The organism is Massilia varians (assembly GCF_027923905.1).
Lineage (GTDB): Bacteria > Pseudomonadota > Gammaproteobacteria > Burkholderiales > Burkholderiaceae_D > Telluria > Telluria varians_B.
This window is the reverse complement of the sequence record NZ_AP026966.1, coordinates 1,425,529-1,451,207: the sequence shown is the minus strand read 5'-3', so window position 1 is coordinate 1,451,207 and position 25,679 is coordinate 1,425,529. Positions and strand designations below refer to the sequence as shown.

The following is a 25,679-nucleotide window of genomic DNA, read 5'->3' as shown; positions in this document are numbered from 1 at the left end:
CGATTACACGCCGGTATCGCAACGTTGCTCTTGAGGAAGCTCAGCTTGCTTGCTTTTAACAAGCAAAAGAAAAGCGCTGTCGCGTTTGCCGCGTACAGCGCTTTTCAGGCCAGACGATGCCGCTTACTTGTCGAGGTCTCCGCCAACGAAGGCATTCGGCAGCTGCTCGGCCGCCGTGGTCTCGAACACGTCGCCGTTCAGGTTGGTCAGCACCACCGGCAGTGTCTTGCCGCCCAGTTCCAGGATCACCTGGCGGCAGGCACCGCAGGGGGCGATCGGGCCCTCGGTCTGACCGATCACGACCAGGGCCGTGAAGTCGCCCGGCTTGTAGCCGTGCGCAATGGCGCTGAAGAAGGCGGTGCGCTCGGCGCAGTTGCACAGGCCGTAGGACGCGTTTTCCACGTTACAGCCGCGGAAGATGCGGCCGTCCTTGCATTCCAGCGCGGCGCCGACCTGGAACTTCGAGTACGGCGTGTAGGCCAGTTCGCGCGCGGCGCGCGCTTCGTCGATGAGTTTCGCGTATTTCATGGTCTGGGTATCAAGGACGGATGGTCTTGTAGATCATCGGCTCGGCCGCCGGCATCGTAGCACCGATCCGGTAGGCAGCCTGCACCTGGCGCACCGCCTGTTCGGCAGCGTCGTGGCTACGGGCGTGCACCATCGCCAGCGGCTGGCCGACCGCGATCGCCTCGCCCAGTTCGACCATGTTCGTCAGGCCGACGGCAAAGTCGATCGTGTCCTGCGGACGCACGCGGCCGCCGCCCAGCGCCACCACCGCCAGGCCGAGGCCGCGGGTGTCGACCGAGGTGGCAAAACCTGCCTGCAGTGCCGGGGCCTGGACGATGACCGGTGCGGACTCCAGGTGCGCGTCCGGCTTGTCCATCAGGTCGGCCGGGCCGCCCAGCGCGGTGACCATGCGTGCGAAGCGCTCGGCCGCTTCGCCGGAATCGAGGGCCGCCTGCAGCTTGGCGCGCGCTTCGTCATCGGTCTTGGCGATGCCCGACATGACCAGCATCTCGGCGCACAGCGCCATCGTCACTTCGTGCAGGCGCGCGGGGCGCGACTTGCCGCTCAGGTAGTCGATCGCGACGCGCACTTCGACGGCGTTGCCGGCGGCGTGGCACAGCGACTCGTTCATGCCGGTCAGGATCGCCGAGGTAGGGGTGCCCGCGCCGTTGCCGACGTGGACGATGCTCTCGGCCAGCTCGACCGATTTGTCGTAGGTCGGCATGAAAGCGCCGCTGCCGACCTTCACGTCCATCACCAGCGCGTCCAGGCCGGCCGCTAGCTTCTTCGACAGGATCGAGCCGGTGATCATGGCCACCGACTCCACCGTCGCGGTGGTGTCGCGGATGCTGTAGAAGCGCTTGTCGGCCGGCGCCAGCTGAGCAGTCTGGCCGATGATGGCCACGCCCACGTCCTTGACGACGCGGCGGAACGTTTCCGGATCCGGCACGGTGCTGTAGCCGGGAATCGAGTCGAATTTGTCCAGGGTGCCGCCGGTGTGGCCCAGGCCGCGGCCCGAGATCATCGGCACGAAGCCGCCGCAGGCCGCGATCATCGGCCCCAGCATCAGCGAGACCACGTCGCCGACACCGCCGGTCGAGTGCTTGTCGACCACCGGGCCTGGCAGGTCCAGGGATTTCCATTCCATCACCAGGCCGGAATCGCGCATCGCCAGCGTGAAGGCGACGCGTTCGTCCATGCTCATGTCGTTGAAGTAGACGGCCATCGCGAATGCCGCGATCTGGCCTTCGGTGGTGCTGCCGTCCGGGATGCCGCGCACGAAGAACTGGATCTCTTCGGCGCTCAGGGTGCCGCCGTCACGCTTTTTGCGGACGATTTCTTGGGGGAGGAACATAAGATGAGCCTTTCTATAACGTAGGGTGGGCGGCTTCGCCGCCCGCGCGTTCAAATCACGTATCCCGGCCTGCTCCGAGGCTGCTCATGGGCTGGTTGAACGCGCGGGCGGGAGACCCGCCCACCCTACGACGCCCGCAGGCGCCAATAATTCAATTAGACGCCGTACGGAATCCAGACATTTTTCACCTGGCTCGCGTGCTGCAGCACGGTGCGGCCGCAGGCCTGCTTGGCATCGAACCAGTCGCGGCCCTTGGCGCCGCCGACCCAGGTGCGCTTGAGCGACTCGCTGGACAAGCGCTCGACTTCCGCGCAACCCTCCGCCGAACCGTCGTGGCGCCACACCGCATCCACGTCCGAGTGCGAGGCCAGCGTACGGGCCAGCTCCGAGCTGGAACCGGTGACGATGTTCAGCGCGCCGCCCGGCAGGTCCGAGGTGTCCAGCACCTGGTACAGATCAAGCGCCGACAGTGGCGCCGTTTCCGACGGCACCGCCACCACGCGGTTGCCCAGCGCCAGCGCCGGAGCGACCAGCGAGATGAAGCCCAGCAGCGGGTTCTCGTTCGGGCAGATGATGCCGATTACGCCGACCGGCTCGTTCAAGGCCACGGTGATGCCGTGCATTGGCGGCTGGTGCGCCTGGCCGTCGTACTTGTCGCACCAGGCGGCCCAATAGAACAGGCGCTCGATCGAAGCCTGCACCTCGCGTGCCGCATCCTTGGCACCGGTCTGCGCGGCGATGCGCTGGGCGAATTCGTCGGCGCGGATCGCCAGGTTCTCGGCGATGTAGTACAGCACCTGCGCGCGGTTGTGCGCGGTGGCCTTCGACCAGCCGGACGCCTTGTGCGCCGCTTCCACGGCGTTGCGGATGTCCTTGCGGTTGCCTTCGCCGACATCGGCCAGGAAGGCGCCATTGGCGCCCATGATGGCGCGGCTGTAGGCGCCGTCCGGGCGCGCCTGCTTGCCGCCGATGTAGAGCTTGGCGGTGCGGTCGACGGCGAAGGGGCTGCCTTCGTCCGACGGCTTGACGCGGCCTTTTTCAGCGACGACCGGCGCGGCCGGGCGAGCGTCTTCCGCTAGAGGCGTCAGGTACTCGTACATGCCTTCCTTGCCGCCTTCGCGGCCGAAGCCCGATTCCTTGTAGCCGCCGAAGCCGCAGGCGGCGTCGAACTGGTTGGCGGTGTTGATCCAGACCACGCCGGCCTTGATCTGCGGCGCCACGTCCAGCGCCAGCGAGATCGATTCCGACCACACGCAGGCGGCCAGGCCGTACACGGTGTTGTTGGCCAGCTGCACCGCCTCAACCGGGGTGCGGAAGCTCATCGCCACCAGCACCGGGCCGAAGATTTCGGCCTGCGCCACGGCGGCCGAGGTCGAAGCGCCGGTGATCAGGGTCGGCAGGTACCACGAACCCGCGGTCGGGGCTTCGCAGGCCGGCTGCCAGATGTCGCAGCCCTCAAGCCGTGCCGATTCCACCAGCGCGTGGATGCGCTGCTGCTGGATCGGATCGACCAGCGCGCCGATGTCGTTCGACTTATCGAGCGGCGAGCCGACGCGCAGGTTCTGCATGCGCGCCTTCACCTTGGCGATGAAACGCTCGTACACCGATTCCTGCACCAGGAGGCGCGAACCGGCGCAGCAGACCTGCCCCTGGTTGAACCAGATCGAATCGACCAGGCCTTCCACGGCCGCATCCAGGTCGGCGTCGTCGAACACGATGAAGGGCGACTTGCCGCCCAGTTCCAGCGACAGCTTCTTGCCGGTGCCGGCGGTCGCTTTGCGGATGATGCGGCCCACTTCGGTCGAACCGGTGAAGGCCAGCTTGTCGATGCCCGGGTGGTTGACGATGGCTTCGCCCACGGCGCCGTCGCCGGTAAGGATGTTGACCACGCCCGCCGGGACGCCGGCCTGCTGGCAGATCTCGGCGAACAGCAGCGCGGTGAGCGGCGTGAACTCGGCCGGCTTGAACACGACCGTGTTGCCGGCGGCCAGGGCCGGGGCGATCTTCCATGCCAGCATCAAGAGCGGGAAATTCCACGGCACGATCTGGCCGACCACGCCGACGGCGCGGTAGTCGGCGAATTCTTCCGACTGCAGCGCGGCCCAGCCGGCGTGGTGGTAGAAGTGCCTGCTTGCCAGCGGCAGGTCGGCGTCGCGGGTTTCGCGGATGGTCTTGCCGTTGTCCAGGGTCTCGAGCACCGCGAACAGGCGCGCGTGCTTCTGCAGCAGGCGCGCCAGCGCGTACATGACCTTGGCGCGGCCATGGCCGCCCATGGCCACCCAGCCCGGCTGGGCGCGGCGCGCGGCCTGGACGGCGCGCTCGACGTCGTCCGCGCTTGCCTGGCTTACCTGCGCCAGTTCGCTGGCGTCGGCCGGATTGCTGGTGGCGAAGGTATTCGCGGCTTCGGTCCACGCGCCGTCGATGAACAGGCCGAAACGGCGTCCATGCTGGTCCAGCCACGCATTCGCTTCCTTGGTGCTTTCTGGTGCGGGGCCGTAATCCATAGTCTGAAGAATCTCTTTAATAGTTGGCATGACGAATCCGATGCTGTTTTATGGTTGCGCGTGGCGGTGGGCGGCCGAGTAGTTGCCGGTCACGTAGTGTTCGAGCTGGCGTTCGATGTCGGTCATCAGGCTCGACGCGCCGATGCGGAACAGGTGCGGCTGCAGCCAGTCGTTGCCGAGTTCTTCCTTCATCACGGTCAGGTACTGCAGCGCGGCCTTGGCGGTGGACACGCCACCGGCCGGCTTGTAGCCGACCTGGAAGCCGGTCTGCTCGTAGTAATCGCGGATCGCGCGGACCATCACCAGCGACACCGGGATGGTGGCGTTGACGCCTTCCTTGCCGGTCGAGGTCTTGATGAAGTCGGCGCCGGCCATCATGCAGACCATCGAGGCCTTGGCCACGTTGTCCAGGGTGACGATGTCGCCGGTGGCCAGGATCGCCTTCACGTGCGCGTCGCCGCAGGCCTGGCGGTAGGCCAGCATCTCGTCGTACAGCGCCTGCCAGTTGCCGGTCAAAACATGCTGGCGCGTGATCACGATGTCGATCTCGGTCGCGCCGGCGGCCACCGACAGTTCGATCTCGCGCAGCTTGGTTTCCAGGCTCGACAGGCCGGCCGGGAAGGCGGTCGACACCGCGGCGATCGGCAGGCGGCCCTGCAGGATTTTCACCGCCGGTTGAATCATCTCGTGGTAGACGCAGACGGCGCCGGTGGTGAGCGACTCCAGGCCCAGGGCCCCCATCAGGTCGGCGCGCAGCGGGCGCATCGCCTTCATGCACAGGCGCTCGACGCGGCCCGGGGTGTCGTCGCCGCCCAGGGTGGTCAGGTCCATGCATTCGATCGCACGCACCAGCCAGGCGGCCTGGTATTCCTTCTTGACGGTGCGGCGGTTCGCCAGGCTGGCGGCGCGGCGGTCCGCCGCGTTGCGGTTCACCTTGACGTGCTTGACCAGCCCGAGGTCGAGGCCGACGGCGGTGTTACGTTTGAAATCCAGGGGCTGGGTCATAGCAGTGCGGTTCCGTTCGAAAGTGGTTTGACGCCAAGGTGCTTGGCGAGGGTAGCGCCGATATCCGAGAAGGTATTCGCGATCGGCAGTTCCTGCGGGGCGACATTCGGGCCGAAGAAGATCATCGGGATGTGCTCGCGGGTGTGGTCGGATCCCGGCGCGGTCGGGTCGCAGCCGTGGTCGGCGGTGATGACGACCAGGTCGCCATCCTTCAGCTTGCCCATGAACTCCGGCAGGCGCGCGTCCAGCTCGTGCAGCGCGTTGGCGTAGCCGGCGACGTCGCGGCGGTGGCCGAAGTGCATGTCGAAATCGACGAAGTTGACAAAAGTAAGCGATTTCTCCGGCGCCGTGTCGGCCACCTCGACCAGGCGGTCGAACAAGGCCATGTTGTCGGCGCCCTTGATCAGCTGGGTCACGCCCTGGGCCGCGAAGATGTCGCTGATCTTGCCCAGCGCGATGACTTCGCCGCCCGCGTCCTTGACGTGGTCGAGCAGGGTCGGGCTCGTGGGCGGCACGGCGTAGTCGTGGCGGTTGCTGGTGCGCTTGTACTTGCCGTTCTCGCCCAGGAAGGGACGCGCGATCACGCGGCCGATGTTGTAGGGCTTGACCAGTTCATACGCGACCTCGCAGACCTGGTACAGGCGCTCCAGGCCGAAGTGTTCTTCGTGCGCGGCGATCTGCAGCACCGAGTCGGCCGAGGTGTACAGGATCGGCTTGTTTGTTGCGACGTGTTCGTCGCCCAACTCGTCGATGATGGTGGTGCCGGAGGCGTGGCAGTTGCCGAGCCAGCCGGGAACGCCGGTGAGCTCCTGCAGCTTGTCGGTCAGCTCCTTCGGGAAGGACGGCACGGTCTTGGGGAAGTAGCCCCAGTCGAACAGCACCGGCACGCCGGCGATCTCCCAGTGGCCGCTCTGCGTGTCCTTGCCGGTCGACTGCTCGCGCGCGGCGCCCCAGGCGCCGGTGAAGCCGTCGCGCTGGCTGAAGCCGGCGGCCCATTCGCCGCTGGCCTTGTGCGCGGCCGCCGCCAGGCCGAGGCGCTCGAGGTTGGGCAGCGCCATCGGCTTGCCCTCTTTCGCGGCCCAGGCTGCGATGTGGCCGAAGGTGTTGGCGCCCGCGTCGCCGTATTTGTCGGCGTCGGGCAAGGCGCCCAGGCCGAACGAGTCAAGCAGGAGGATGAATGCGCGTGACATGGAATCGCTCGCTAAGTCTGTTTAATTGGCGTCGCTGCGCGGGGTCGCACCCAGGCGCTCGATGAAGGAGTGGATCAGGGTGACCAGGTCCTTGGCCGCGACCGCGGCGTACTTCAGGGTCTGCTCGTGCGACAGCGGGAACGGGGTCAATCCCTCGGCCAGGTTGGTGATCGCCGAGATGCCGGCGACCTTCAGGCCGCAGTGGCGCGCCGAGATCACTTCCGGCACCACCGACATGCCGACCACGTCGGCGCCGAGCGCCTTGAAGGCGCGGATTTCGGCGGCGGTCTCGAAGTTCGGGCCCGGGCAGGCCAGGTACACGCCTTCGTGCAGGGTGATGCCCTTGCTGGCCGCGGTTTCCTTGATCATCGAGCGCAGCTCGGCATCATAGGCATTGGCCATGCTGAAGAAGCGCGGGCCGAAGCGTTCGTCGTTCGGGCCGGCCATCGGGCTGCCCGGCAGCAGGTTGATGTGGTCGTTCAGGACCACGACGCTGCCCGCATCCACTTCGGGACGCAGCGAGCCGGCGGCGTTGGTCACCAGGAGCATCTCGCAGCCGATCAGTTTGAACGTGCGCACGGCCGAGGTCATGACGTTGGCGCCATAGCCTTCGTAGAAGTGGCCGCGGCCCTTCATGCATACCACTGGCACGCCGGCCAGGGTACCCAGCACCAGTTCGCCCGCGTGGCCGTGCACGGTGCTGATCGGGAAGCCCGGCAGGTCGGCATAGCTGATCGACACGGCGTCCGTCATCTGCTCGGCCAGCACGCCCAGTCCCGAACCCAGGATCAATGCGGCGCGCGGTGCGAAACCGGGTTTGCGGGCCTTGATGACTTCTGCTGCTTCAAATGGGGTATTGCTGAACATGGTAGTCCTTGTGTGCGGATACGGGAGACGTGAGGAAGGGCTGGATCAGGATTTGCTATCGACCAGGAGCGGAGTAGCACATACCAGCCGGAATATTATAACTATGCATGAGGGGCGATATGTATGGCAAATACCATTTTTCTTGCCGATTTATTGGTTTAAAAAATAAATGTTTCGGTGTATCGTTGACGTACAGACATAAAAGCAGATTTCCTTTGACGCCGACTAAACATTTGTCTAGTATAGACAAACATTTGTTTATACCCACTGACATCCTACCGTGACCGAGCTGCCCAAGAAACAACAGTTGTACGAGCTGATCCGCGCGAATCCCTTCATCTCGCAGCAGGACCTGGCGTCCCAGCTCGGGCTGTCGCGCTCGGCCGTGGCCAACTACATCGCCACCCTGGTGCGCGAGCGCCGCATCCTGGGGCGCGCCTACGTGCTGCCGGACCGGCGCCCGATCGTGTGCATCGGCGCTTCCAACCTCGACCGCAAGCTGCGCAGCAGCGGCGCACTGGTGCTCGGCACCTCGAACCCGGCCAGCCAGGACGAATCCTTCGGCGGCGTCGCCCGCAACATCGCCGAGAACCTGGCGCGCCTGGGCGCGCCGGTGGCCCTGATCACGGCGGTCGGCAACGACGCATCCGGCCGCGCCCTGATCGCCCACGCCGAGGATGCCGGCATCGACACCCGCGGCGCCCTGCGCCTCGACGGCGTCAGCAGCGGCACGTATACCGCGGTGCTGGACCAGGATGGCGAGATGGTGGTGGCGCTGGCCGACATGGCGCTCAACGAGCGCCTCGGCCCGGACTTCCTCGCCACCCGCCAGCAGCAGCGCGCCAGCGCGGCGCTGGTGGTGGCCGACCTCAACCTGCCCAGGGAGTCCATCTCCCTCCTGCTCGAGGACGCGGCGCGCGACGGCGTGCCGCTGGTGCTGGTGGCGGTGTCGCAACCGAAGATGGCGCGCCTGCCTGAGCAGCTGCGCGGCCTGCGGCTCCTGATCCTGAACGAAGGCGAGCTGGCAAGCCGCCTCCAGCGTCCGCTCGACAGCGATGCCGCCATCGGCGCCGCCTGCCGCGAACTGCAGGCCCAGGGCGTGCAGGACGTGGTTGTCACGCGCGGCGCGCGCGGCGTCATGTATACGTCAAGCAGCGGCGTCATGCGCCTCGATGCTCCGGCGGTCGAGGTGGTCGACGTCACCGGCGCCGGCGACGCCTTTGCCGCGGCGGTCTGCTGGTCGCTGCACAGCGCCGGCGAAGACGGCGCCGACCTCGGCCTGGCCTGCCGCCGCGGCCTGCAACTCTCCAGCATGACCATCGAGTGCGAGCAGACCGTCTGCCCGACGCTCGAAGCGGGCCAGCTGGAATCCCTCAACGAATCCGTATTGGACTGACCATGCAATCCTTCCTCCTGTTCTCGCCCGAAGTGGCCAGCGCGCGCGCCGCCGGCAAACCCGTCGTCGCACTCGAATCGACCATCATCTCGCACGGCATGCCTTACCCGCAGAACGTGCAGACCGCACGCGAGGTCGAGCAGATCATCCGCGATGCCGGCGCCGTGCCGGCCACCATCGCCATCATCGGCGGCCAGATCTGCGTCGGCCTGAACGACGCGCAGCTGGAGCTGCTGGGCGCCTCGCCCGACGCGCTCAAGGTCAGCCGCCGCGACCTGCCCTACGTGCTCGCCACCGGCAAGCTTGGCGCCACCACCGTGGCCGCCACCATGATCTGCGCCCAGCTGGCCGGCATCGAGGTGTTCGTCACCGGCGGCATCGGCGGCGTGCACCGCGGCGCCGAGACCAGCTTCGACATCTCGGCCGACCTGCAGGAGCTCAGCCACACCAGCGTGGCCGTGGTCTGCGCCGGCGTGAAGTCGATCCTCGACATCGGCCTGACCCTCGAATACCTGGAAACCCACGGCGTGCCGGTGCTGAGCGTCGGCCAGCCGGGCTTCCCGGCCTTCTTCACGCGCGAGAGCGGCTTCAAGGCCGACTTCCAGCTCGACACGCCGGAAGAACAGGCGGCCTTTATCCGCACCAAGTGGCAGCTCGGCCTGGCGGGCGGCGTGGTGGTCAGCAATCCGGTTCCCGCCGAATCGGCGATGCCGGGCGAGGAAATCGACGCCATCATCAAGCAGGCGCTGGGCGAAGCCGAGGCGCAAGGCGTGAAGGGCAAGGCCGTCACGCCCTTCCTGCTGGCCCGCATCAAGGAACTGACCGAAGGCCGCAGCCTGGCGACCAACATCGCCCTGGTCAAGCACAACGCCCTGGTGGGCGCCCGCCTGGCCGTGGCCTTGAACGCCTGATCCGCGGCGCGCCATGTCGATCGACCTGAAACAGCTGCGCTACTTCCTGGCCGTCGCCGAAGAGAAAAGCTTTTCGCGCGCGGCCGAGCGCCTGCACATTTCGCAGCCGCCGCTGAGCCAGCAGATCATGAAGCTGGAAAGCGAGCTCGGGGTGCGCCTGTTCACCCGCACCACGCGCAGCTTCGAGCTGACGGTGGCCGGCAAGGCCCTGATGCTGGAGGCGGCCGAGCTGCTGGCCAGGATGCGCATGACGATCGACACCATCCGCCAGATCGACCGCGGCGAAGTGGGCCGCCTGCGCGTGGGCATCGTCGGCTCGGCGATGTGGGGGCCGATTCCCGCGCTGCTGGAACAGTTCCAGAGCCAGTACCCGCGCGTGACCTGGACCATCCACGAACTGGGGCCGAACGACCAGTGGGAAGCGCTGCGCGCCAGGCAGATCGACGTCGGTTTCTGGCGCGAGCCGCGCATCGAGGCGGACGTGCTGAAGCAGGCCAACCTGCGCCAGGACCTGTGCTTCCGGGAGGACGTGTGCGTGGCGATCAACGCCAAACATCCGCTGGCGCAGAACGAGGCGATCGAACTGATCGACATCGCCGGCGAGCCCATGCTGACCCTGCACCTGGACCAGTCGGCCGAACCGCGCTACCTGATCCAGTGCTGCGTCAACGCCGGCTTCCAGCCGACCATCTTCCAGGAAGCGGCCGAGCCGCAGACCCTGCTGGCCATGGTGGGCGCCGGCCTGGGCGTGGCGCTGCTGCCCCAGACCACCAGCCGCATCGGCTGGCCGGGCGTGCGCTTCCTGCCGATCCGCAGCAATCCGCCCTCGGCGAATCTCTATATTACCTACCCGGTGGAAGGCGATGCGCCGGTGGTGCGCGCCTTCCTGAACATCCTGTTCCCGGAACAGCCTACTGACGCTTGATCTCGACCGCCACCGTGCTGAGCGAAGCGATCTGGTGGCGGCGGTCGGCGGGACGGGTCAGCACCCGCATCGTGATTTCCATCGGCACCCCGAGCTTGGCCAGTTCGGTGGCGGCGCGCGGACGCCCTTCGCTGGCCGCCTCATGGATGGCGGAGTCGATGAGCAGTGCGGTCTTGTAATCAGTTCGTCGGTCCATTGATCGATCCTAACATCCCCCTAGCTCGCGCTCCAAGGCAATCGCCTTTCAACAAAACTTATTACAACAAGGTTTTTCATAAATTTTGTTTGATAAGCAAGTTTTTCTTTATTCTGCGTTACTTCGCGCACCGTTCTCATCAAGTCTCTCGTGCAAACTCTTGTCAAAAGATGAATAACTTAAACCTCTTCACAAGGAGCACACCCATGAAAACCACCGCTACCATTACCGCCCTGATGCTGGCTGTCGCCGTGATGGCCACCGGCTGCAAGAAAACCGACGACAACCCGAACATGGGCCCTGCCCAGGAAGCTGGCGCCGCCGTCGACAATGCGGCCGCCAACGCTGCCCAGGAAACCCGTGAAGCCGCCGCACGCGTCGACGCCGCCGCCGACCGCGCCGGCGAGAACATCGAGCAGGCAGCCGACAAGGCCGGCGAAAACATGCGCGAAGCCGGCGCCGAGATCAAGCAGGAGTCGAAGGAAGCCGCAGCCGAAGTCCGCGCAGCCTCGGACAAGGTGGGCGACAAGACCGGCGCCGCCCTGGAGCGTGCCGGCGAGAAGCTGCAGGAAAAGCGCTGATCATTCCAAGAGCCACCGTTCTTATGTAGGGTGGGCGGGTCTCCCGCCCACGCGGTCAGATCACAGTACTGCAGCCCGTGCGACTGATCATATCGCAACTATCACCGCGTGGGCGGGGAACCCGCCCACCCTACCGAACTGACGGAGTGCGTGGCGCAACCCGGCGGGCGGCTCAGTGAGTCGCCCCGCCGGCCTGCGCCACGTCGCGTTCCACGTGCACGGCCGTGTCGACCGCCGTCATGATGCCCAGGATGATGTCGTCCAGGGCCATCGAGGGCGGATCGTCCGGCCGCTCTTCCGCCTGTTCGGGCAGGAAGGGCACGTGGATGAAACCCGCCCGCGTCGGCTTGCCGGCCGTATGGTGCATCAGCCCGTAGAACACGTGGTTGCACACGAAGGTGCCCGCGGTCTGTGACACGCCCGCCGCCAGGCCCTTGGCGCGCATCGCCGCCACCATCGCCTTGATCGGCAGCGTGCTGAAATAGGCCGCCGGTCCGTCCTCGACGATGGGACGGTCCACCGGCTGCCGGCCGGCGTTGTCGAGAATGGACGCGTCGTCGACGTTGATCGCCACCCGCTCCACCGAGATCTCGGCGCGCCCGCCGGCCTGGCCGACGGCGATCACGATATCCGGATGCAGCTCGTCGACCATCGCGGCCAAGGCCTCGTTGGCGTCGACGAAGACACAGGGCAACTGGCGCGCTTCGACGCGAAAGCCCTCGCCGCTCCATCCATCCAGCGCGCGCACGGCCTCCCAGGCCGGGTTGACGGTCGCCTTGTTGAACGGCTCGAAGCCGGTAAGCAGTACGGTCTTGATCATCGGTTCATCAGGAAGTACAAGAGGAAGATGTTGGCCGCCAGCAGCGGCAGCGCAGTTGGAATCTGCGCCCGGATCACGGCGTTCTTGTCGGGCAGGTCGAGCAGCGCGGCCGGCACGATGTTGAAGTTCGCCGCCATCGGCGTCATCAATGTACCGCAATACGCGCTGAACATGCCGATTGCCGCCATCACGGCCGGATTGGCGCCGTACACGCCGACCAGCACCGGGATGCCGACCCCGCCCGCCATCACCGGGAAGGCGGCGAAGCCGTTGCCCATCACGATGGTAAACAGGGCCATGCCGATGCAGAACACCGCCACCGCGACGAAGCGCGAATCCATGTCGATATAGGAGGTGGTCACGTGCGCGACCGCCTTGCCCACGCCGGCCTCGGTGAACAGCAGGCCGAGCACGGCCAGCATGTGCGGCAGCACGAAGGCCCAGCTGATCGCATCGACCAGGCGGCGCGCCTCGCGCACGCCCTGCAGCGGCGTGACGCGCGTGAGCCAGCAGGCCGCGCCCAGCGCCAGCAGCGCCGCCACGCCCAGGGCGGCCAGGGTCAGGTGCTTGGGATCGAGCAACGGCAGGCCGGCCACCTGCACATCGGAGAACACGGTGGCGCCGAGCATGGTCACCAGCGGCAGGATCAGCGCCGGGATGAACAGCCGGTTGCCGAGCCGGGCGCTGGAAGCGCGGCGCTGCTCCTCCGGCACCACGGCCGGCTTGCCGCCGATGACGCCGCCAAAGCCGGCCAGCAGCGCCATCAGGATCATCAGGGCGCCGACCAGGTTCGGCGGCAGGCGTTCGCCCGCTAGGTAGAGCAAGGCGTACAGTCCCCAGAACAGCGCGGTGGTATGGCGGCGCGGGTTGCTGCGGTCGCGCAGGTTCATCACGGCCACGGCCAGGAACAGCAGGCCGGCCACGATGTAGAACAGTTCGAGCGTGATCATGCCTTCCCCCCTGCCTCGCCCATCGTGCGGCGGATGTGCGCATCGAGCCGGCGCAGGTTCCAGGCGTGGATGACGAAGGCGGTGACGGCGGTCGGGATGCCCCACAGCGCCATGTGCAGCGGATCGACCGCGATGCCTTCAGCGTTCAGGATGGTCTGCATCAGGACGATGGCGCCGAAGGCGACGAAGATGTCTTCGCCGAAGAACAGGCCGACGTTGTCGGTGGCGGCGGACATGGCGCGGATGCGGTGGCGCAGCGGCTCGGGCAGATTGCCGTAGCGCGTTTCGGCGGCGGCTTCGGCCATCGGCGCCACCAGCGGACGCACCATCGAGGCCTGGCCGCCCAGGCTGGTCAGGCCGGCCGCCGCCGAGGTTTCGCGCGCGAACAGGTAGACGATCAGGAGGCGGCCCGCCGTGGCCGAGCGCACTGTCGCGATCGCGGCCTGGGCCCGCTCGCGCAGGCCGGCGCGCTCCAGCAGGCCGATGGCGGCCAGCGGCAGCAGCAGGATCAAGGGCAGGTTGCGCGTCTTGACGAAGGCGCTGCCGAGCGAGCCGAGGATGCGTTCCAGCGGCATGGCGGCGGCAAACCCGGTGACGCCGCAGGCGGCCACCACCACCAGCACGGGATGCGCGCGCAGCAGGAACCCGGCGACGATGACCGCGACGCCGAGCAGCGGCCACAGGTTGACGGCAGTATGCATGAACTCTCCGGCTCAGTTGAAAGCCGGGCAATGTTACCTGTTCAGTGCAAGTTTGCCAGCAGGAATTTTAGCCGGGGTGGACCGGGGCGAAGGCATCGTCGCCGATCACGGTGTTCCACTGGCGCACGTGGAAGGCGCGCACCAGGCCGTGGGTGACGTAGGGGTCCCTGGCGGCGAACAGTTGCGCCGTTTGCGGGCTGTCGCAGCTGAACATCAGCACCGCGCGGTCGGCCGGATTGTCCAGCGCGCCGGCAAGCACCAGCTCGCCGCGCCGCTGCGCCTCCCAGGCCAGCTTCAGGTGCTCGTCGCAGAATTCGGCGCGGCGCTCGAGATAGTCGGGGGCGAGGTCGTACATGAGCAGGTAGTGCACAGAATCTCCGATGGCAGGGCGGCGCATGGGCCGGAATGGTCGATCTTACTCGAACATCCGGCCATCCCCAACCGTGCGTGCCCCTCCCCTCCCCTATGCCACACTTGAGCCGACAGCAACCACCGCCAGGAGCATGCCATGAACAAGATCACCATTGCCGGCCAACCTCTGCACTCGATCCTGGGCGCGGCCCCAAGCGTCCTCATTCCCTTCGGTTTCATCCTCGACGCCATGCACAGCGCCACCGGCGACGAAGACTATGCCAAGGCCTCCTACCTGAGCATGGGCGCCGGCATCGTCGGCGGCCTGGCAGCCGGCGCCGCCGGCGTGGCCGAGTACGTGGCCGACAAGCCGCAGGGCGAAGCCAGGCGCGAAGGCCAGCTGCATGCCGCCCTCACCGGCGCCGCCCTGCTGGTGGGCGCCGCCAACCTGGTGCTGCGCCGCCGGGGCAGCCATGCCAGGGGCGGTTCGCTGGCCCTGACCGCCCTGTCGGCCGCCGGCGTGCTGGCCTCGGAATACCTGGGCAGGCGCATGGGCGGCGACGGCGATGGCGGCGAGCATGCCGAAGCGGGCGTGCACGCCGACGGGCAGGACGTGCGCATCGACCATCGCGCGCCCGACGTCGAGCAATACGTGGCCGCCGGCCCTTCCCCGCTGCACGCGCCGGACTGAAGCGCGGGGCGCGCGGCTCCGCCGACTTGCTGTTGTAATAAGCCAACTGTTCCGCTACGCCTCGATATCGCTCTCCACTGAGCGAAGTGCCGCACAGAACAAATTCCCGCGGCGGGCGTAGACTGGAACCATGGACACTTCAAAGAAAATGGCGGCGGGGATTACCGGGTTTGCCAGCTTTTTGTGGCTGACCCTGACGGCCGCCGTCGCGGCCAACCAGCGTCGCCTGGTGTTCAATCCCTGCATCACCCCGGAATGCGAAAGCCCGCGCAGCAGCGGGCACCGCACCCGCCCCGTGGTGCTGCGCGCCAAGGACGGCACCCGCCTGTGCGGCTGGCTGCTTACCCCGCTCGTTCCGGGTCCGCGTCCCGCGGTGATGTATTTCGGCGGGCGCTCCGAAGAAGTATCCTGGGTCGCGCGCGACGCCGGCAAGCTGTTCCCCGGCATGACGGTGCTCGCCATGAACTACCGCGGCTACGGCCAGTCGCACGGCGTGCCGGCCGAGATCCACATGATCGACGACGGCTGCACCCTGTTCGACTGGCTCGCCGAACTCGGCCAGGTGGACGCCACGCGCATCGCCCTGGTCGGCCGCAGCCTCGGTTCGGGCGTGGCGGTGCAGGTGGCAAAGCAGCGCCCGGTGCATTCGGTGGTCCTGATCACGCCCTACGATTCCATCCTGGCCATCGCCAAGCGGCGCTTCCGCGTCATGCCGATCGAGTACATGCTGCGCCACCGCTTCGAGTCCATCAAGTACGCGCCCTCGCTGAAGGCGCCGACCTATATCCTGCGCGCCTTCGACGACGACGTGGTGCCGCATTCGCACACCGACCAGCTGGTGGGCAAGCTGGCCACGCTGGTGGGCGACGACACCGTGCCCGGCTCGGACCACATGAACATCCCCTACCTGGAAGCCACCCAGGCCCTGATCGCCAGCTTCCTCACGCGCCAGTTCGCCAAACCGGCCACCCCGCCCCAGCTTCCGGCCGCCGAGCCGGGCGCCTCGGAGTCTCCCAAGCCCCACATCGAAGTCGGCAAGGAAGTCGGTCCCAAGCCCGACGTCAAGACGCTCCCGGCGCTTCCCGTCGCCGACACGATGAGCGCCATAGCAAAATAATTGCTGAATATTGTCAGCAGTTATATTTCCTTGGAATAAATTGCCAAGTAAAATCGTATTTGTCATCAATATGTCGCTTGATGCATATTTGACAGGCTGAGCTGCGTACACCCGGATTTCCCTTATTTGCGCGGCCTCGCGGTGGATTTTCCGCTCAGGCCTGTCGCGGCTCGCTGTATTGCTGTTGCAGATGAGCTACATGTATCAGGCACTGCCGAGAGAAATATCACCGCGATACAAATCGTAACGACATCCGTACCAGACGGCTGACACAATGCCCTGCGCATCGTTCGCCCTATGGTGTCGTAGGCGATGCAGCTTGCGCAGCCCGTTCCTGTCTCACTGTTGGGCCGGGTACAATATCGAAATTCCCAGGAGCCTCATTCATGAAACTCAAGCAACTCACCATGACCATTGCGGCGCTGTGCGTCGCCGGCAGCGCAGGCATTGCAAGCGCAGCGCCCGCCGCACCGAAGCTCGGCATGGTCTACGATGCGGGCGGCAAGTTCGACAAATCGTTCAACCAGTCGGCCTTCGAAGGCCTGCAGCGCTTCACGAAAGAGACCGGCATCAAGGTCTTCGAAGTGCAGGCCAACAGCGATACCCAGGCCGAGCAGGTCATGCGCGGCCTCGCGCGCAAGAAGGTCGACCTGATCGCGGCGATCGGCTTCTCGCAGACCCAGGCGGTGCAGAAGGTCGCCAAGGAATTCCCGAACGTGCGCTTCGTGCTGATCGACAGCGTCGCCCAGGGTAACAACATCAATTCGGTGATGTTCAAGGAACAGGAAGGCTCCTACCTGGTCGGCGTCGCCGCCGCCATGGCTTCCAAGTCGAAGAAGCTGGGCTTCGTCGGCGGCATGGACATCCCGCTGATCCGCGCCTTCGCCTGCGGCTACGCCCAGGGCGCCAAGGCCGAGTATCCGAAAGTCGAGATCATGCAGAACATGGTCGGCACCACCGCCGCGGCCTGGAACGATCCGGCCAAGGGCGGCGAACTGGCGCGCGCGCAGTTCGACCGCGGCGCCGACGTGGTGTTCGCGGTGGCCGGCGGCAGCGGCATGGGCGCGCTGCAGATGGCCAAGACCAAGGGCAAGCTGGCGATTGGCGTCGACTCGAACCAGAACTACCTGCATCCGGGCAGCATGCTGACCTCGATGGTCAAGCGCGTGGACGTCGCCGTCTACGATTCCTTCATGGCCATGAAGAACGGCACCTGGAAGCCGGGCGTGACCTACAAGGGCCTGAAGGAAGGCGGCGTGGACTGGGTCCTGGACAAGGACAACCGCAAGGTCGTCTCGCCGGAGATGGAAAAGCGCGTCAACGGCGTGCGCACCGACATCATCAACGGCAAGATCAAGGTCATCGACTACCGCGCCGCAGGCAGCTGCCCGGTCTGATACCCCCCTCCCAGAGAAAAGCGCGCCGCGCCGGTGAACCCGGCCCGGCGCGCTTTTGAATGAATGCAGTCTCCACTTTTACACTAAGATCGCAATGCAGCCAGCCGTAGAATTTCGCAACATTAGCAAGGCCTTCGGGGCCGTGCAGGCGAACGCTGACGTCAGCTTCTCGATCGCCAAAGGCTCGATCCACGGCGTGATCGGCGAGAATGGCGCGGGCAAGTCCACCCTCATGAGCATCCTGTACGGCTACTACCATGCCGACAGCGGCCAGCTCGTGATCAACGGCCAGGAGCGCCAGATCCGCTCGTCCCTCGAGGCGATCGACCTGGGCATCGGCATGGTGCACCAGCACTTCATGCTGGTCGAGAACATGACCGTGCTCGACAACGTCATGCTGGGCACCGAGGGCGGATTCAAGCTGGCTGCCAAGCGCAAGGAAACGGAAAGCGCGCTGCGCGAGATCTGCGAGCGCTACCGCCTCGACGTCGACCCGCTCGCCACCATCCACGACCTGTCGGTGGGCGCGCAGCAGCGTGTCGAGATCCTCAAGCAGATCTACCGCAGCGCCGAGATCCTGATCCTGGACGAGCCGACCGCCGTCCTCACCGCCCAGGAAACCGCCTCGCTGTTCGAGATCCTGCGGCTGTTCAAGGAACAGGGCAAGACCATCATCCTGATCACCCACAAGCTGGGCGAGATCATGGAGATCACCGACCAGGTGACGGTGATGCGCGCAGGCCGCGTGGCCGGCGCCGTCGCCACGAAAGACACGTCGAAAGAGCAGCTGGCCAACATGATGGTCGGCCGCCCGATCGAAGGCAACCTGCCGCGCAAGCCCTTCAACCCGGGCGCGCCGGTGCTCAAGGTGTCGAACCTGGAGCTGCAGGACAAGAACAAGGTCAAGCTGCTGTCCGACATCGACCTGACCGTGCGCGCCGGCGAGATCGTGGCGATTGCCGGCGTCTCGGGCAACGGCCAGAGCGAGCTGATGGAAATCCTGTCGGGCATGCGCCTGCCGAGCTCCGGTAAAGTCGAGTTCCTCGGCAAGGAACTGCCCTACGCCGGCCGCGCCAATGCCGACGGCCTGCCCGCCACCTTCCGCGAGCTGGGCATCGGCCACGTGCCGGAAGACCGCCTGCGCGACGGCGTCATCAAGGATTTCTCGGTCATGCAGAACACCGTGTTCGGCTACCAGGACCGGGTCAGGAACAAGCTGGGCCTGTTCGACTTCGAGGCCATCGCCAAGCGCTGCGCGCACCTGCTGGAAGCTTTCGACGTGCGTCCGAAGAACCCGGATCTGCGCATCGGCCTGCTCTCGGGCGGCAACCAGCAGAAGGTCGTGATCGCGCGCGAAGTGTCGGCCGCACCCAAGCTGATGCTGGTCGGCCAGCCGACCCGCGGCGTCGACATCGGCACCATCGAAAGCATCCACACCCAGCTGCTGCGCCTGCGCGACGAAGGCGTGGCGATCCTCCTGGTGTCGACCGAGCTGGAAGAAGTGCGCGCCCTGGCCGACCGCATCGTGGTCGTCTCGGGCGGCCGCGTCACCGGTGAACTGAACATCGACGAATTCGATACCACCCGCATTGGCCTGTTGATGGGCGGGATGCACAAGCACTGATATGAAAACGACTGAACTCCCACGCTGGGCATCTGGTTTCGTCCTGCCCATCCTGAACCTGCTGTCCGCGCTGCTGGTGGCCGCGCTGGTGATCCACCTGCTGGGCGAAAGCCCGGTCGAATCGCTGCAGATCCTGGTCAACAACGCCGTCATCAATCCGGAAGGCCTGAGCTACACCCTGTTCTACGCCTCCACCTTCGTGTTCACCGGCTTGGCGGTCTCGGTGGCGATGAAGGCGGGCCTGTTCAACATCGGCGCCGAAGGCCAGATGTACCTGGGCGGCCTGGGGCTGACCCTGGCCATGCTCGCTTTCGATGCCTCGCTCTCGCCCTGGCTCCTGATTCCGCTGGCGATGGTGGCCAGCGCCGTGTTCGGCGCCGGCTGGGCCTTCCTGCCCGGCTACCTGCAGGCCAAGCGCGGCAGCCACGTGGTGGTCACGACCATCATGTTCAACTTCATCGCCGCCAGCCTGATGAACTTCCTGATCCTCAAGCTGATCCCCGAGGGCGACCAGAACCCGGCCAGCCGTGTGTTCTCGGAAGCGGCGTGGATGCCGCGCCTGGGCGAATGGTTCCCGGTGCTGGGCGACACCCCGCTCAACATCGGCTTCTTCCTGGCGATCCTGGCCCTGGCGATCTACTGGGTGATGATGACGCGCTCGCCCTGGGGCTACAAGCTGCAGGCCACCGGCCTGAACCAGCACGCGGCCCACTACGCCGGCGTGCGCATCAGCCGCATGATCATCGTCGCGATGCTGATCTCGGGTGCGCTGGCCGGCCTGGCCGCGGTCAACTCGATCCTCGGCTCGACCCATTACCTGAGCCTGAACTTCCCTGCCGGCGCCGGCTTCATCGGCATCGCGATCGCCCTGATGGGCCGCCAGCACCCGGTGGGCATCTTCCTGTCCGCGGTGCTGTTCGGCGCGCTGATCCAGGGCGGCTTCGACCTGTCGCTGGAAAAGCCGAACATCCCGCAGGAGACCTTCATTTTCATCCAGGGACTGATCATCCTGTTCTGCGGCGCCATGGAGAACCTGTACGCGCCCGCCGTCCTCAAACTGATCAACGCACGCAAGGGATAAGCCATGGACGACTTCCAATTAGCCAGCATCGTCGTCACGATGATCCGCAATGCGCCGGTCCTGATCTTCGCAGCCATGGCCGGCCTGTTCGCCGAACGCAGCGGCGTGATCGACCTCGGCCTCGAGGGCAAGATCCTCGCCTCGGCCTTCGTCTCGGCCGGCGTGGCCTACGCCTACCAGGACCCATGGATCGGCATCGCCGCCGGCATCGTGGCCTCCAGCATGCTGGCCCTGACCCAGGCCTTCGTGTCGATCACCCAGAAGGGCAACCAGCTGGTCGCCGGCATGGCGATCAACATCGCCATGAGCGGCCTGACCTTCGTGGTGGCGCAGTACTTCTTCCAGCAGGGCGGCCGCACCCCCGACCTGGGCGAAGCGCGCCTGAGCGAGATCGTCCTGCCGGGCACCGCGCTGCTCTCCGACGTCCCTTTCATCGGCTGGCTGTACGGCAGCGTGATCGGCGGCCACACCCTGCTGGTCTACCTGGCCTTCCTGCTGCTGCCGCTGGTGCACTGGCTGCTGTACCACAGCCGCTTCGGCCTGCGCCTGCGCGCCTGCGGCGAAAACCCGCATGCGGCCGACGCCGCCGGCATTTCGGTGCAGCGCACCCGCTACACCGCGATGCTGATCGCCGGCGTGCTGTGCTCCTTCTCCGGCGCCTACCTGTCGATCGTCCAGAGCGGCTTCTTCCTGCGCGACATGTCGGCCGGTGCCGGCTACCTGGCGCTGACGGCGATGGTGTTCGGTAACTGGCGTCCGCTGCACACGGTGCTGGGCTGCCTGATGTTCGGCTTCTTCGGCGCGGTGCAGGTGCAGATCGAAGGCGTGGACCTGCCGGTGGTGGGCCGCATCCCGGGTGCGCTGATCCAGATGATCCCGTATGTGCTGACCGTGATCGTGCTGGCCGGCCTGATGGCCAAATCCGTCGCGCCCAAGGCGCTCGGCAAGCCTTTCGTCAAATCGCGCTAGGCTTCCCTAAGCTCAGTAACAATGGCCTGCATTGCTGCAGGCCATTTTTTTTGCGCCGAGTCACCGCTTGTTGCACAGTTTGTTAGCAAATGTGATCAGCGTAAGGCTTTGTAAGGTTCGTCAACAAGCCTCATCCACGCCCCGTTAGATGTCCAGGTGACACGATAAACGTACGCCAGAACCGAACCAGAAAGGAATCACCCAATGAAGAAGACCATTGCTACCCTGATCGTCGCTCTGTCCGCTGCCTCGGCCTACGCCCAGACCACCACCCCGGCCACTCCGGCAACCCCGGCAACGGCCGCCACCCCGGCCATGCCGACCACGCCGGCCACCGAAACCTCGGCCACCACGGATTCATCGGCCACCGCCGGCGGCACCGGCAGCACCGCTGCCACCGCGGCTTCGCCGGCAACTCCGGCCACGCCCGCTACCCCGGCAACGCCGGCATCGGCATCGTCGGCCGACCAGACCGACAAGGCTCACGCCAAGCAGGACAAGCACGACAAGAAGTCCAAGCACAAGGACGGCAAGGACGCTTCCAAGTAATCCCTGCGCCACCCGGGCCGGCCGTGCGCCGTCCGGGTACAGGCAGCCGCGCGGCCCCGCGCGGCTTTTTGTTTGTCAGATCACAGGCTCGGATCGACCGACTCCGCCCCACGGGCCCGCGCCGCCGAGCGCTTGAAGGTCCACAACACCCCGATTCCGCCCGATACGCCGCTGTCCTTCACGTGCAGCGGACTGTCGCGGTTCGCCGTCCCCTTGTAGCTTTCCACACGCAGGTAGCCGAACAGGCGCACGTCCTCGTTGAGGTAGCGCGAGCCGAACAGGCCGAGGCGCGTGAGCAGCAGGCCCGAATCGGCCGCATAGGCCGGCCGCGTGGCGCTCGCATACTGCGGAGCGACTTCGTAGAAGTGGCGGTTGATCCGGCGGTCGCCCAGCACCGCCGACACGTTGGCCTCCAGCGTCCAGGCCCTGCGCGGGCCGGCCATCTCGTAGGCCAGGCGCGGCTCGAAGCTCGTGCCGCGGGCATGCAGCCCGCCGCGCGCCTCGATCACGGCGCGCAGCGGCAGCTCCAGGCGCAGCCGCCGGTTTTCGCCCAGGTCGGCCAGGCGCAGCTTCAGGCGCGGACCGAATTCCACCAGCGGGCCGAGGTCGGGCATCCCCGCGCGTTCGGGCACGTCATCCGAATCGGACGGCAGGGCGCCGGCGAAGCCGAGGTCGAGCTCGGCGCGGTTGGAGCTGAACAGGCGCGCATTGATGCCGGAACGGTCGGCCCGCAGGATGTCGCCACGGTAGATCACGCTCGGGACGACCAGCACGCGCGTTTCACGCCCGCTGGAGGCCGGGTAGGAAGGCGTGGACAGGGCGGCGGCGCCGAGGCCGATTTCCCAGAGCGGGAGATTGCGTTCGGCCGCGGACTGGGCGTGGGCGGCCAGTGGCAGGAGGCAGCAGGCGGCGCAGGCGGCCTTGATGAGAGTGGTCATGGTTTTTCGATAAGATCCGGGAGAACGGATTCTATGCCAAGACCGTGGTGGCGACGCGCGAACGCGTCCAAAAAATCATGGGCGCCAGTGGCGCCCATGATGCTGTCTGCTGCTGATCTATCCTGCGGCCAATCGATCAGCCTTTTTCCGGATAGATGGCCTGCAGCAGCGCCGCCAGGTTGTAGCCGCCCCGGATCAGCTGCTGCTTGGCGAGCTCCGAGCTCGGCACCGGGTAGTGGGCCGGCACTTCCAGCGCGAAGGTGTAGTAGGTCTCGCCCTTCTTGCCGGTCTGCGGCGTCAACTTGCCCGGCGTGACGTCCCTGAAGGCTTCCTTGGCCACGAACAGCGAGTGGTTGGCCCAGGCGTAGGGCACGGTGATCGGATCGCCCTCGATCAGCGGCAATTGCGTCTTGCCGCCGACGACCTTGTCGGCGAACTGCGCCGGCGTCTTGGTCTGCAGGCGGCGGAACGCGTAGTCGACCGTGGTGCTGTCCCAGTACGAATGGAAGGGCCGCGTCAGGGACTTCGGCATGCCTTCCTTCACCACGGCCGGTTCGCCCGCGGGAATCGCGCGCGCCGCCAGTTCCGCCAGCCTCGCATCGTCGAGCAGCAGGTTGTTGCTGCCGCGCGTATCGAAGATCAGGGTCTCGTTGACTTCTTCCTGCGTCTTCGGGGCGACGAACTGGCCGTCCTTGCCGACGTAGGCCGCGCCCACGTGCAGCGGCTGGTGGATGTCGCCGGCGAAGTGGGTCAGCAGGATCAGCGCCTGGCGTTTGCTGAACTTGTGCGGGTTCAGTTCCGGATCGGTTTTACCCTGCAACACGGCGATGCACTGGCGCAGGGTCTGCACGATGTCGGCGCCGGTCCGGCCCACGCCGTGGTCGTCGTAATGGTCGTGCTGGAAGGGCACGTTGGTGTAGTGGTACTTGTCGTGCTGCGGGTTGGCGTTGACGTACTCGATCATCTCGGAGGTCTGCTCGCCGCAATAGGTGCCCTTGACGCAGTCGGCCCAGTTGGCGATCAGTTCGAGCGATTCGCCCGGCTTGAGCAGCAGGGCGATTTCCTTTTGCGCGCGGCTGCCCTTGAGCAGCTTGTCGGCGATGGCGCCGATGGCCTTGTGGCCGTCGCGGCCCCAGGCCGCGGCGTCGAAAGATGCGAAGGCGGTGGTGAGCGCCAGTACGCAGGCTAGTTTTTTCATGGTCATCCTTGCTTGGAACGGTCGGCTTATTGGGCCTTGATGATGCGTGGTGCGGCCGGGGCCATGGCGGCGCCCTGCCCTTCGGTCGCGCGCAGGTACTCGGCGAAGGCGTCGAGGTCGAGCAGGCCGGTCTCGAGGCGGTTGCTGCCCTGGCCGAATTCCGGATAGTTGTCGCCGCCTTCGGCCAGGAAGTTGTTGGCCACGATGCGGTAGCGCTGGCTGTCCTCGAGCGGCTTGCCGTCCAGGGTGATGGCGGTGACACGGCTGCCGACCGGACGCTTCTCGTCCCAGGTATAGCTGAAGCCGTTCGAAATCTGCAGCATCGAGCCCATCGAGCCGTCCTTGTTCCACTGGCGTTCGAGCAGCGCGCGGATCTGGGCGCCGCTCAGGTCCATCACCACCAGGGTGTTCCCGAACGGGAGCACGGCCTGGACCTGGCCGAAGGCGGCGACCTTGCCCTCCCCGGCTTCCAGGTCCTTGCGGATGCCGCCTTCGTTCATGAAGCCGATGCGGGCGCCGACGTTGCGGGTGGCGGCCAGCACCGCATCCGCGATCAGGTTGCCGAGCGGCGCTTCGCCGGCCGCGTTCTGCTTGCGCAGCACCGGCGCCGACGCCAGGCGCGCGACCGGGCGCGTCAATGCGGCGCGGCTGCTGTCCTTCACCTTGGCCATGAAGGCGGCCATCTTCTCGTCGGCCGGATAGTCGCCGGCCTTCATCAGGACGTTCTCGACCTGGACCTCGCCGACCTGGCCCACGCCCTTCTCGACCTTCATGGCGATGCGGGTCAGGAGGTGGCCATAGGACGAGGCCTGGGTCACGGTGCGGCCGTCGACCTTGCACAGGTAGCCCTGGTGGGTGTGGCCGGTGATGACCAGGCGGATCGCCGGGTCCAGTTGTTTGACGACGTCGACGATCGGTCCTTTCAGCTGGCTGCAGCCGGGCGTGAGCGGATGTTCCGGCGTGCTGCCGCCCTGGTGCACCAGGGCCACGATCACGTCGGCGCCCTGGCGGCGCATGTCGGGAATGGCGCGGTTGATCGCCGCGGCCTCGTCGCCGAATTCCAGGCCGGCGATGCCCGAGGCCATCACGACCGAGCGGGTGTCCTGCAGCACCACGCCGACCAGACCGACCTTGATGCCCTTGGTCTCGACGATCCGGAAGGCGGGGATGAAGGGCTTGCCGGTGGCCTTGTCGACCACGTTGCCGGCCAGGTAGGTGAACTTCGCGCCGCCGAAGTTGGGCGCCATCTGGCAGGCCTTGGCCGGACGCGGCGAATCGCAGCCGCCGTTCTGCTGGCGCAGCAGTTCCTTGCGGCCGGCATCGAATTCGTGGTTGCCGACCGCCGAGACGCGCAGGTCCAGCATGTTCATCGCTTCGATGGTCGGCTCGTCCGCCCACAGCGAGGACATCGCCGGGCTGGCGCCGACCAGGTCGCCGGCGGAGACGAACAGCAGGTCCTTGTCTTGCTTGCGCCAGGCCTGCAGCGCGGCGGCCACCGCCTCGGCGCCGCCGGCGCGGATCGCGGCGGCCTTGCTGCCGTCCGGATTGGTCGGGACATAGCGGGAAGGTTCGAGGTTGCCGTGGAAGTCGTTCATGGCGACCAGGTTGATGGTCACCGGCGCACGGCTGGCGGTGCCGGCGCAACCGGCCAGGGTCAGGGAAACGGCGAGGGCCAGTGCGGCGCGCGCGAATGGTGCCGGGGCACGCAGGGAAACGGTCATGGAATGTTCTCGATCAAGGAGGGAGGCAAAGCTATGCCCTCCGCATTATCACATGGGCTTGCGCCGGCCCGCCATCTTTACGGGGCGCGCGGCGCCAGTCTCACCCAATGAAAAACGGCCGGTGTCGCCACCGGCC

25 protein-coding genes are annotated in these 25,679 nt (G+C 66.4%); 11 read left to right on the top strand and 14 right to left on the bottom strand.

The window, feature by feature from the left end; genetic code table 11:
• Window positions 1-123 precede the first annotated feature (123 nt).
• The 6 genes from MasN3_RS06730 to xapA all read right to left on the bottom strand — a co-directional run bounded on the left by MasN3_RS06730 (window position 124) and on the right by xapA (window position 7,427).
• Complete coding sequence (locus MasN3_RS06730) at window positions 124-528, bottom strand: cytidine deaminase (RefSeq protein WP_281913166.1); 405 nt, start codon at window positions 526-528, stop codon at window positions 124-126.
• A gap of 10 nt (window positions 529-538) precedes the next feature.
• The gene (deoA, locus tag MasN3_RS06725) at window positions 539-1,861 is read right to left on the bottom strand and encodes a thymidine phosphorylase (RefSeq protein WP_281913164.1); all 1,323 of its coding nucleotides are present in this window, start codon (window positions 1,859-1,861) and stop codon (window positions 539-541) included.
• A 155-nt stretch (window positions 1,862-2,016) separates the two neighbouring features.
• Window positions 2,017-4,395, bottom strand: coding sequence for an aldehyde dehydrogenase family protein (locus MasN3_RS06720; RefSeq protein ID WP_370662332.1), 2,379 nt, complete (start codon window positions 4,393-4,395; stop codon window positions 2,017-2,019).
• Between the two features lie 18 nt (window positions 4,396-4,413).
• Window positions 4,414-5,370, bottom strand: a complete 957-nt coding sequence (gene deoC, locus MasN3_RS06715; RefSeq protein ID WP_281913163.1) for a deoxyribose-phosphate aldolase — start codon at window positions 5,368-5,370, stop codon at window positions 4,414-4,416.
• On the bottom strand, window positions 5,367-6,560 hold the full coding sequence (locus MasN3_RS06710) for a phosphopentomutase (protein ID WP_281913162.1): 1,194 nt from the start codon (window positions 6,558-6,560) through the stop codon (window positions 5,367-5,369). Before MasN3_RS06710 ends, deoC begins: the two co-directional genes overlap by 4 nt.
• Window positions 6,561-6,581: 21 nt before the next feature.
• Window positions 6,582-7,427, bottom strand: a complete 846-nt coding sequence (gene xapA / locus MasN3_RS06705; RefSeq protein ID WP_281913161.1) for a xanthosine phosphorylase — start codon at window positions 7,425-7,427, stop codon at window positions 6,582-6,584.
• 280 nt (window positions 7,428-7,707) lie between these two features.
• Between xapA and MasN3_RS06700 the strand changes: the two genes are divergently transcribed.
• From MasN3_RS06700 to MasN3_RS06690, 3 genes are read left to right on the top strand one after another with little or no spacing between them, the layout of a single operon-like run.
• Window positions 7,708-8,823, top strand: a complete 1,116-nt coding sequence (locus tag MasN3_RS06700) for a carbohydrate kinase (RefSeq protein ID WP_281913159.1) — start codon at window positions 7,708-7,710, stop codon at window positions 8,821-8,823.
• A gap of 2 nt (window positions 8,824-8,825) precedes the next feature.
• The gene (locus tag MasN3_RS06695) at window positions 8,826-9,734 is read left to right on the top strand and encodes a pseudouridine-5'-phosphate glycosidase (RefSeq protein WP_281913158.1); all 909 of its coding nucleotides are present in this window, start codon (window positions 8,826-8,828) and stop codon (window positions 9,732-9,734) included.
• A 13-nt stretch (window positions 9,735-9,747) separates the two neighbouring features.
• Window positions 9,748-10,659 (top strand): LysR family transcriptional regulator, encoded by a 912-nt coding sequence (locus tag MasN3_RS06690; RefSeq protein WP_281913157.1) that lies wholly within the window; start codon window positions 9,748-9,750, stop codon window positions 10,657-10,659.
• Here MasN3_RS06690 and MasN3_RS06685 read toward each other — a convergent pair.
• Complete coding sequence (locus MasN3_RS06685; protein WP_281913156.1) at window positions 10,646-10,855, bottom strand: hypothetical protein; 210 nt, start codon at window positions 10,853-10,855, stop codon at window positions 10,646-10,648. The genes MasN3_RS06690 and MasN3_RS06685 overlap by 14 nt on opposite strands.
• 206 nt (window positions 10,856-11,061) lie before the next feature.
• On the opposite strand from MasN3_RS06685, the gene MasN3_RS06680 reads away from it, so the two are divergent.
• Window positions 11,062-11,436 (top strand): hypothetical protein, encoded by a 375-nt coding sequence (locus tag MasN3_RS06680; RefSeq protein ID WP_281913155.1) that lies wholly within the window; start codon window positions 11,062-11,064, stop codon window positions 11,434-11,436.
• A gap of 172 nt (window positions 11,437-11,608) precedes the next feature.
• Here the strand turns inward: MasN3_RS06680 and pcp are convergent, their stop codons facing one another.
• From pcp to MasN3_RS06660, 4 genes are all read right to left on the bottom strand, one after another.
• Complete coding sequence (gene pcp, locus MasN3_RS06675) at window positions 11,609-12,253, bottom strand: pyroglutamyl-peptidase I (RefSeq protein WP_281914443.1); 645 nt, start codon at window positions 12,251-12,253, stop codon at window positions 11,609-11,611.
• On the bottom strand, window positions 12,253-13,206 hold the full coding sequence (locus MasN3_RS06670) for a DUF979 domain-containing protein (RefSeq protein ID WP_281913153.1): 954 nt from the start codon (window positions 13,204-13,206) through the stop codon (window positions 12,253-12,255). Before MasN3_RS06670 ends, pcp begins: the two co-directional genes overlap by 1 nt.
• A complete protein-coding gene (locus MasN3_RS06665; protein ID WP_281913152.1) occupies window positions 13,203-13,907 on the bottom strand; it encodes a DUF969 domain-containing protein in 705 nt (234 codons plus the stop codon). Before MasN3_RS06665 ends, MasN3_RS06670 begins: the two co-directional genes overlap by 4 nt.
• 67 nt (window positions 13,908-13,974) lie before the next feature.
• On the bottom strand, window positions 13,975-14,277 hold the full coding sequence (locus MasN3_RS06660) for a YciI-like protein (protein WP_281913151.1): 303 nt from the start codon (window positions 14,275-14,277) through the stop codon (window positions 13,975-13,977).
• Window positions 14,278-14,415: 138 nt separating this feature from the next.
• Here MasN3_RS06660 and MasN3_RS06655 point away from each other — a divergent pair, with 138 nt between their 5' ends.
• From MasN3_RS06655 to MasN3_RS06625, 7 genes are all read left to right on the top strand, one after another.
• Window positions 14,416-14,949, top strand: coding sequence for a DUF2231 domain-containing protein (locus MasN3_RS06655; RefSeq protein ID WP_281913150.1), 534 nt, complete (start codon window positions 14,416-14,418; stop codon window positions 14,947-14,949).
• A 130-nt stretch (window positions 14,950-15,079) separates the two neighbouring features.
• On the top strand, window positions 15,080-16,066 hold the full coding sequence (locus MasN3_RS06650) for an alpha/beta hydrolase (protein ID WP_281913149.1): 987 nt from the start codon (window positions 15,080-15,082) through the stop codon (window positions 16,064-16,066).
• 386 nt (window positions 16,067-16,452) lie between these two features.
• Window positions 16,453-17,463 (top strand): BMP family lipoprotein, encoded by a 1,011-nt coding sequence (locus tag MasN3_RS06645; protein WP_281913148.1) that lies wholly within the window; start codon window positions 16,453-16,455, stop codon window positions 17,461-17,463.
• A gap of 94 nt (window positions 17,464-17,557) precedes the next feature.
• Window positions 17,558-19,087, top strand: coding sequence for an ABC transporter ATP-binding protein (locus tag MasN3_RS06640; protein WP_307730403.1), 1,530 nt, complete (start codon window positions 17,558-17,560; stop codon window positions 19,085-19,087).
• A gap of 1 nt (window position 19,088) precedes the next feature.
• Complete coding sequence (locus MasN3_RS06635) at window positions 19,089-20,168, top strand: ABC transporter permease (RefSeq protein ID WP_281913146.1); 1,080 nt, start codon at window positions 19,089-19,091, stop codon at window positions 20,166-20,168.
• Window positions 20,169-20,171: 3 nt separating this feature from the next.
• Window positions 20,172-21,137, top strand: coding sequence for an ABC transporter permease (locus MasN3_RS06630; RefSeq protein ID WP_281913145.1), 966 nt, complete (start codon window positions 20,172-20,174; stop codon window positions 21,135-21,137).
• 204 nt (window positions 21,138-21,341) lie between these two features.
• Window positions 21,342-21,686 (top strand): hypothetical protein, encoded by a 345-nt coding sequence (locus MasN3_RS06625; protein ID WP_281913144.1) that lies wholly within the window; start codon window positions 21,342-21,344, stop codon window positions 21,684-21,686.
• Between the two features lie 80 nt (window positions 21,687-21,766).
• Here the strand turns inward: MasN3_RS06625 and MasN3_RS06620 are convergent, their stop codons facing one another.
• The 3 genes from MasN3_RS06620 to MasN3_RS06610 form a co-directional block, all read right to left on the bottom strand.
• Complete coding sequence (locus MasN3_RS06620) at window positions 21,767-22,624, bottom strand: MipA/OmpV family protein (protein ID WP_281913143.1); 858 nt, start codon at window positions 22,622-22,624, stop codon at window positions 21,767-21,769.
• A 136-nt stretch (window positions 22,625-22,760) separates the two neighbouring features.
• A complete protein-coding gene (locus tag MasN3_RS06615) occupies window positions 22,761-23,822 on the bottom strand; it encodes a S1/P1 nuclease (RefSeq protein ID WP_281913141.1) in 1,062 nt (353 codons plus the stop codon).
• A 26-nt stretch (window positions 23,823-23,848) separates the two neighbouring features.
• Window positions 23,849-25,543, bottom strand: a complete 1,695-nt coding sequence (locus MasN3_RS06610) for a bifunctional metallophosphatase/5'-nucleotidase (RefSeq protein WP_281913140.1) — start codon at window positions 25,541-25,543, stop codon at window positions 23,849-23,851.
• Window positions 25,544-25,679 lie beyond the last annotated feature (136 nt).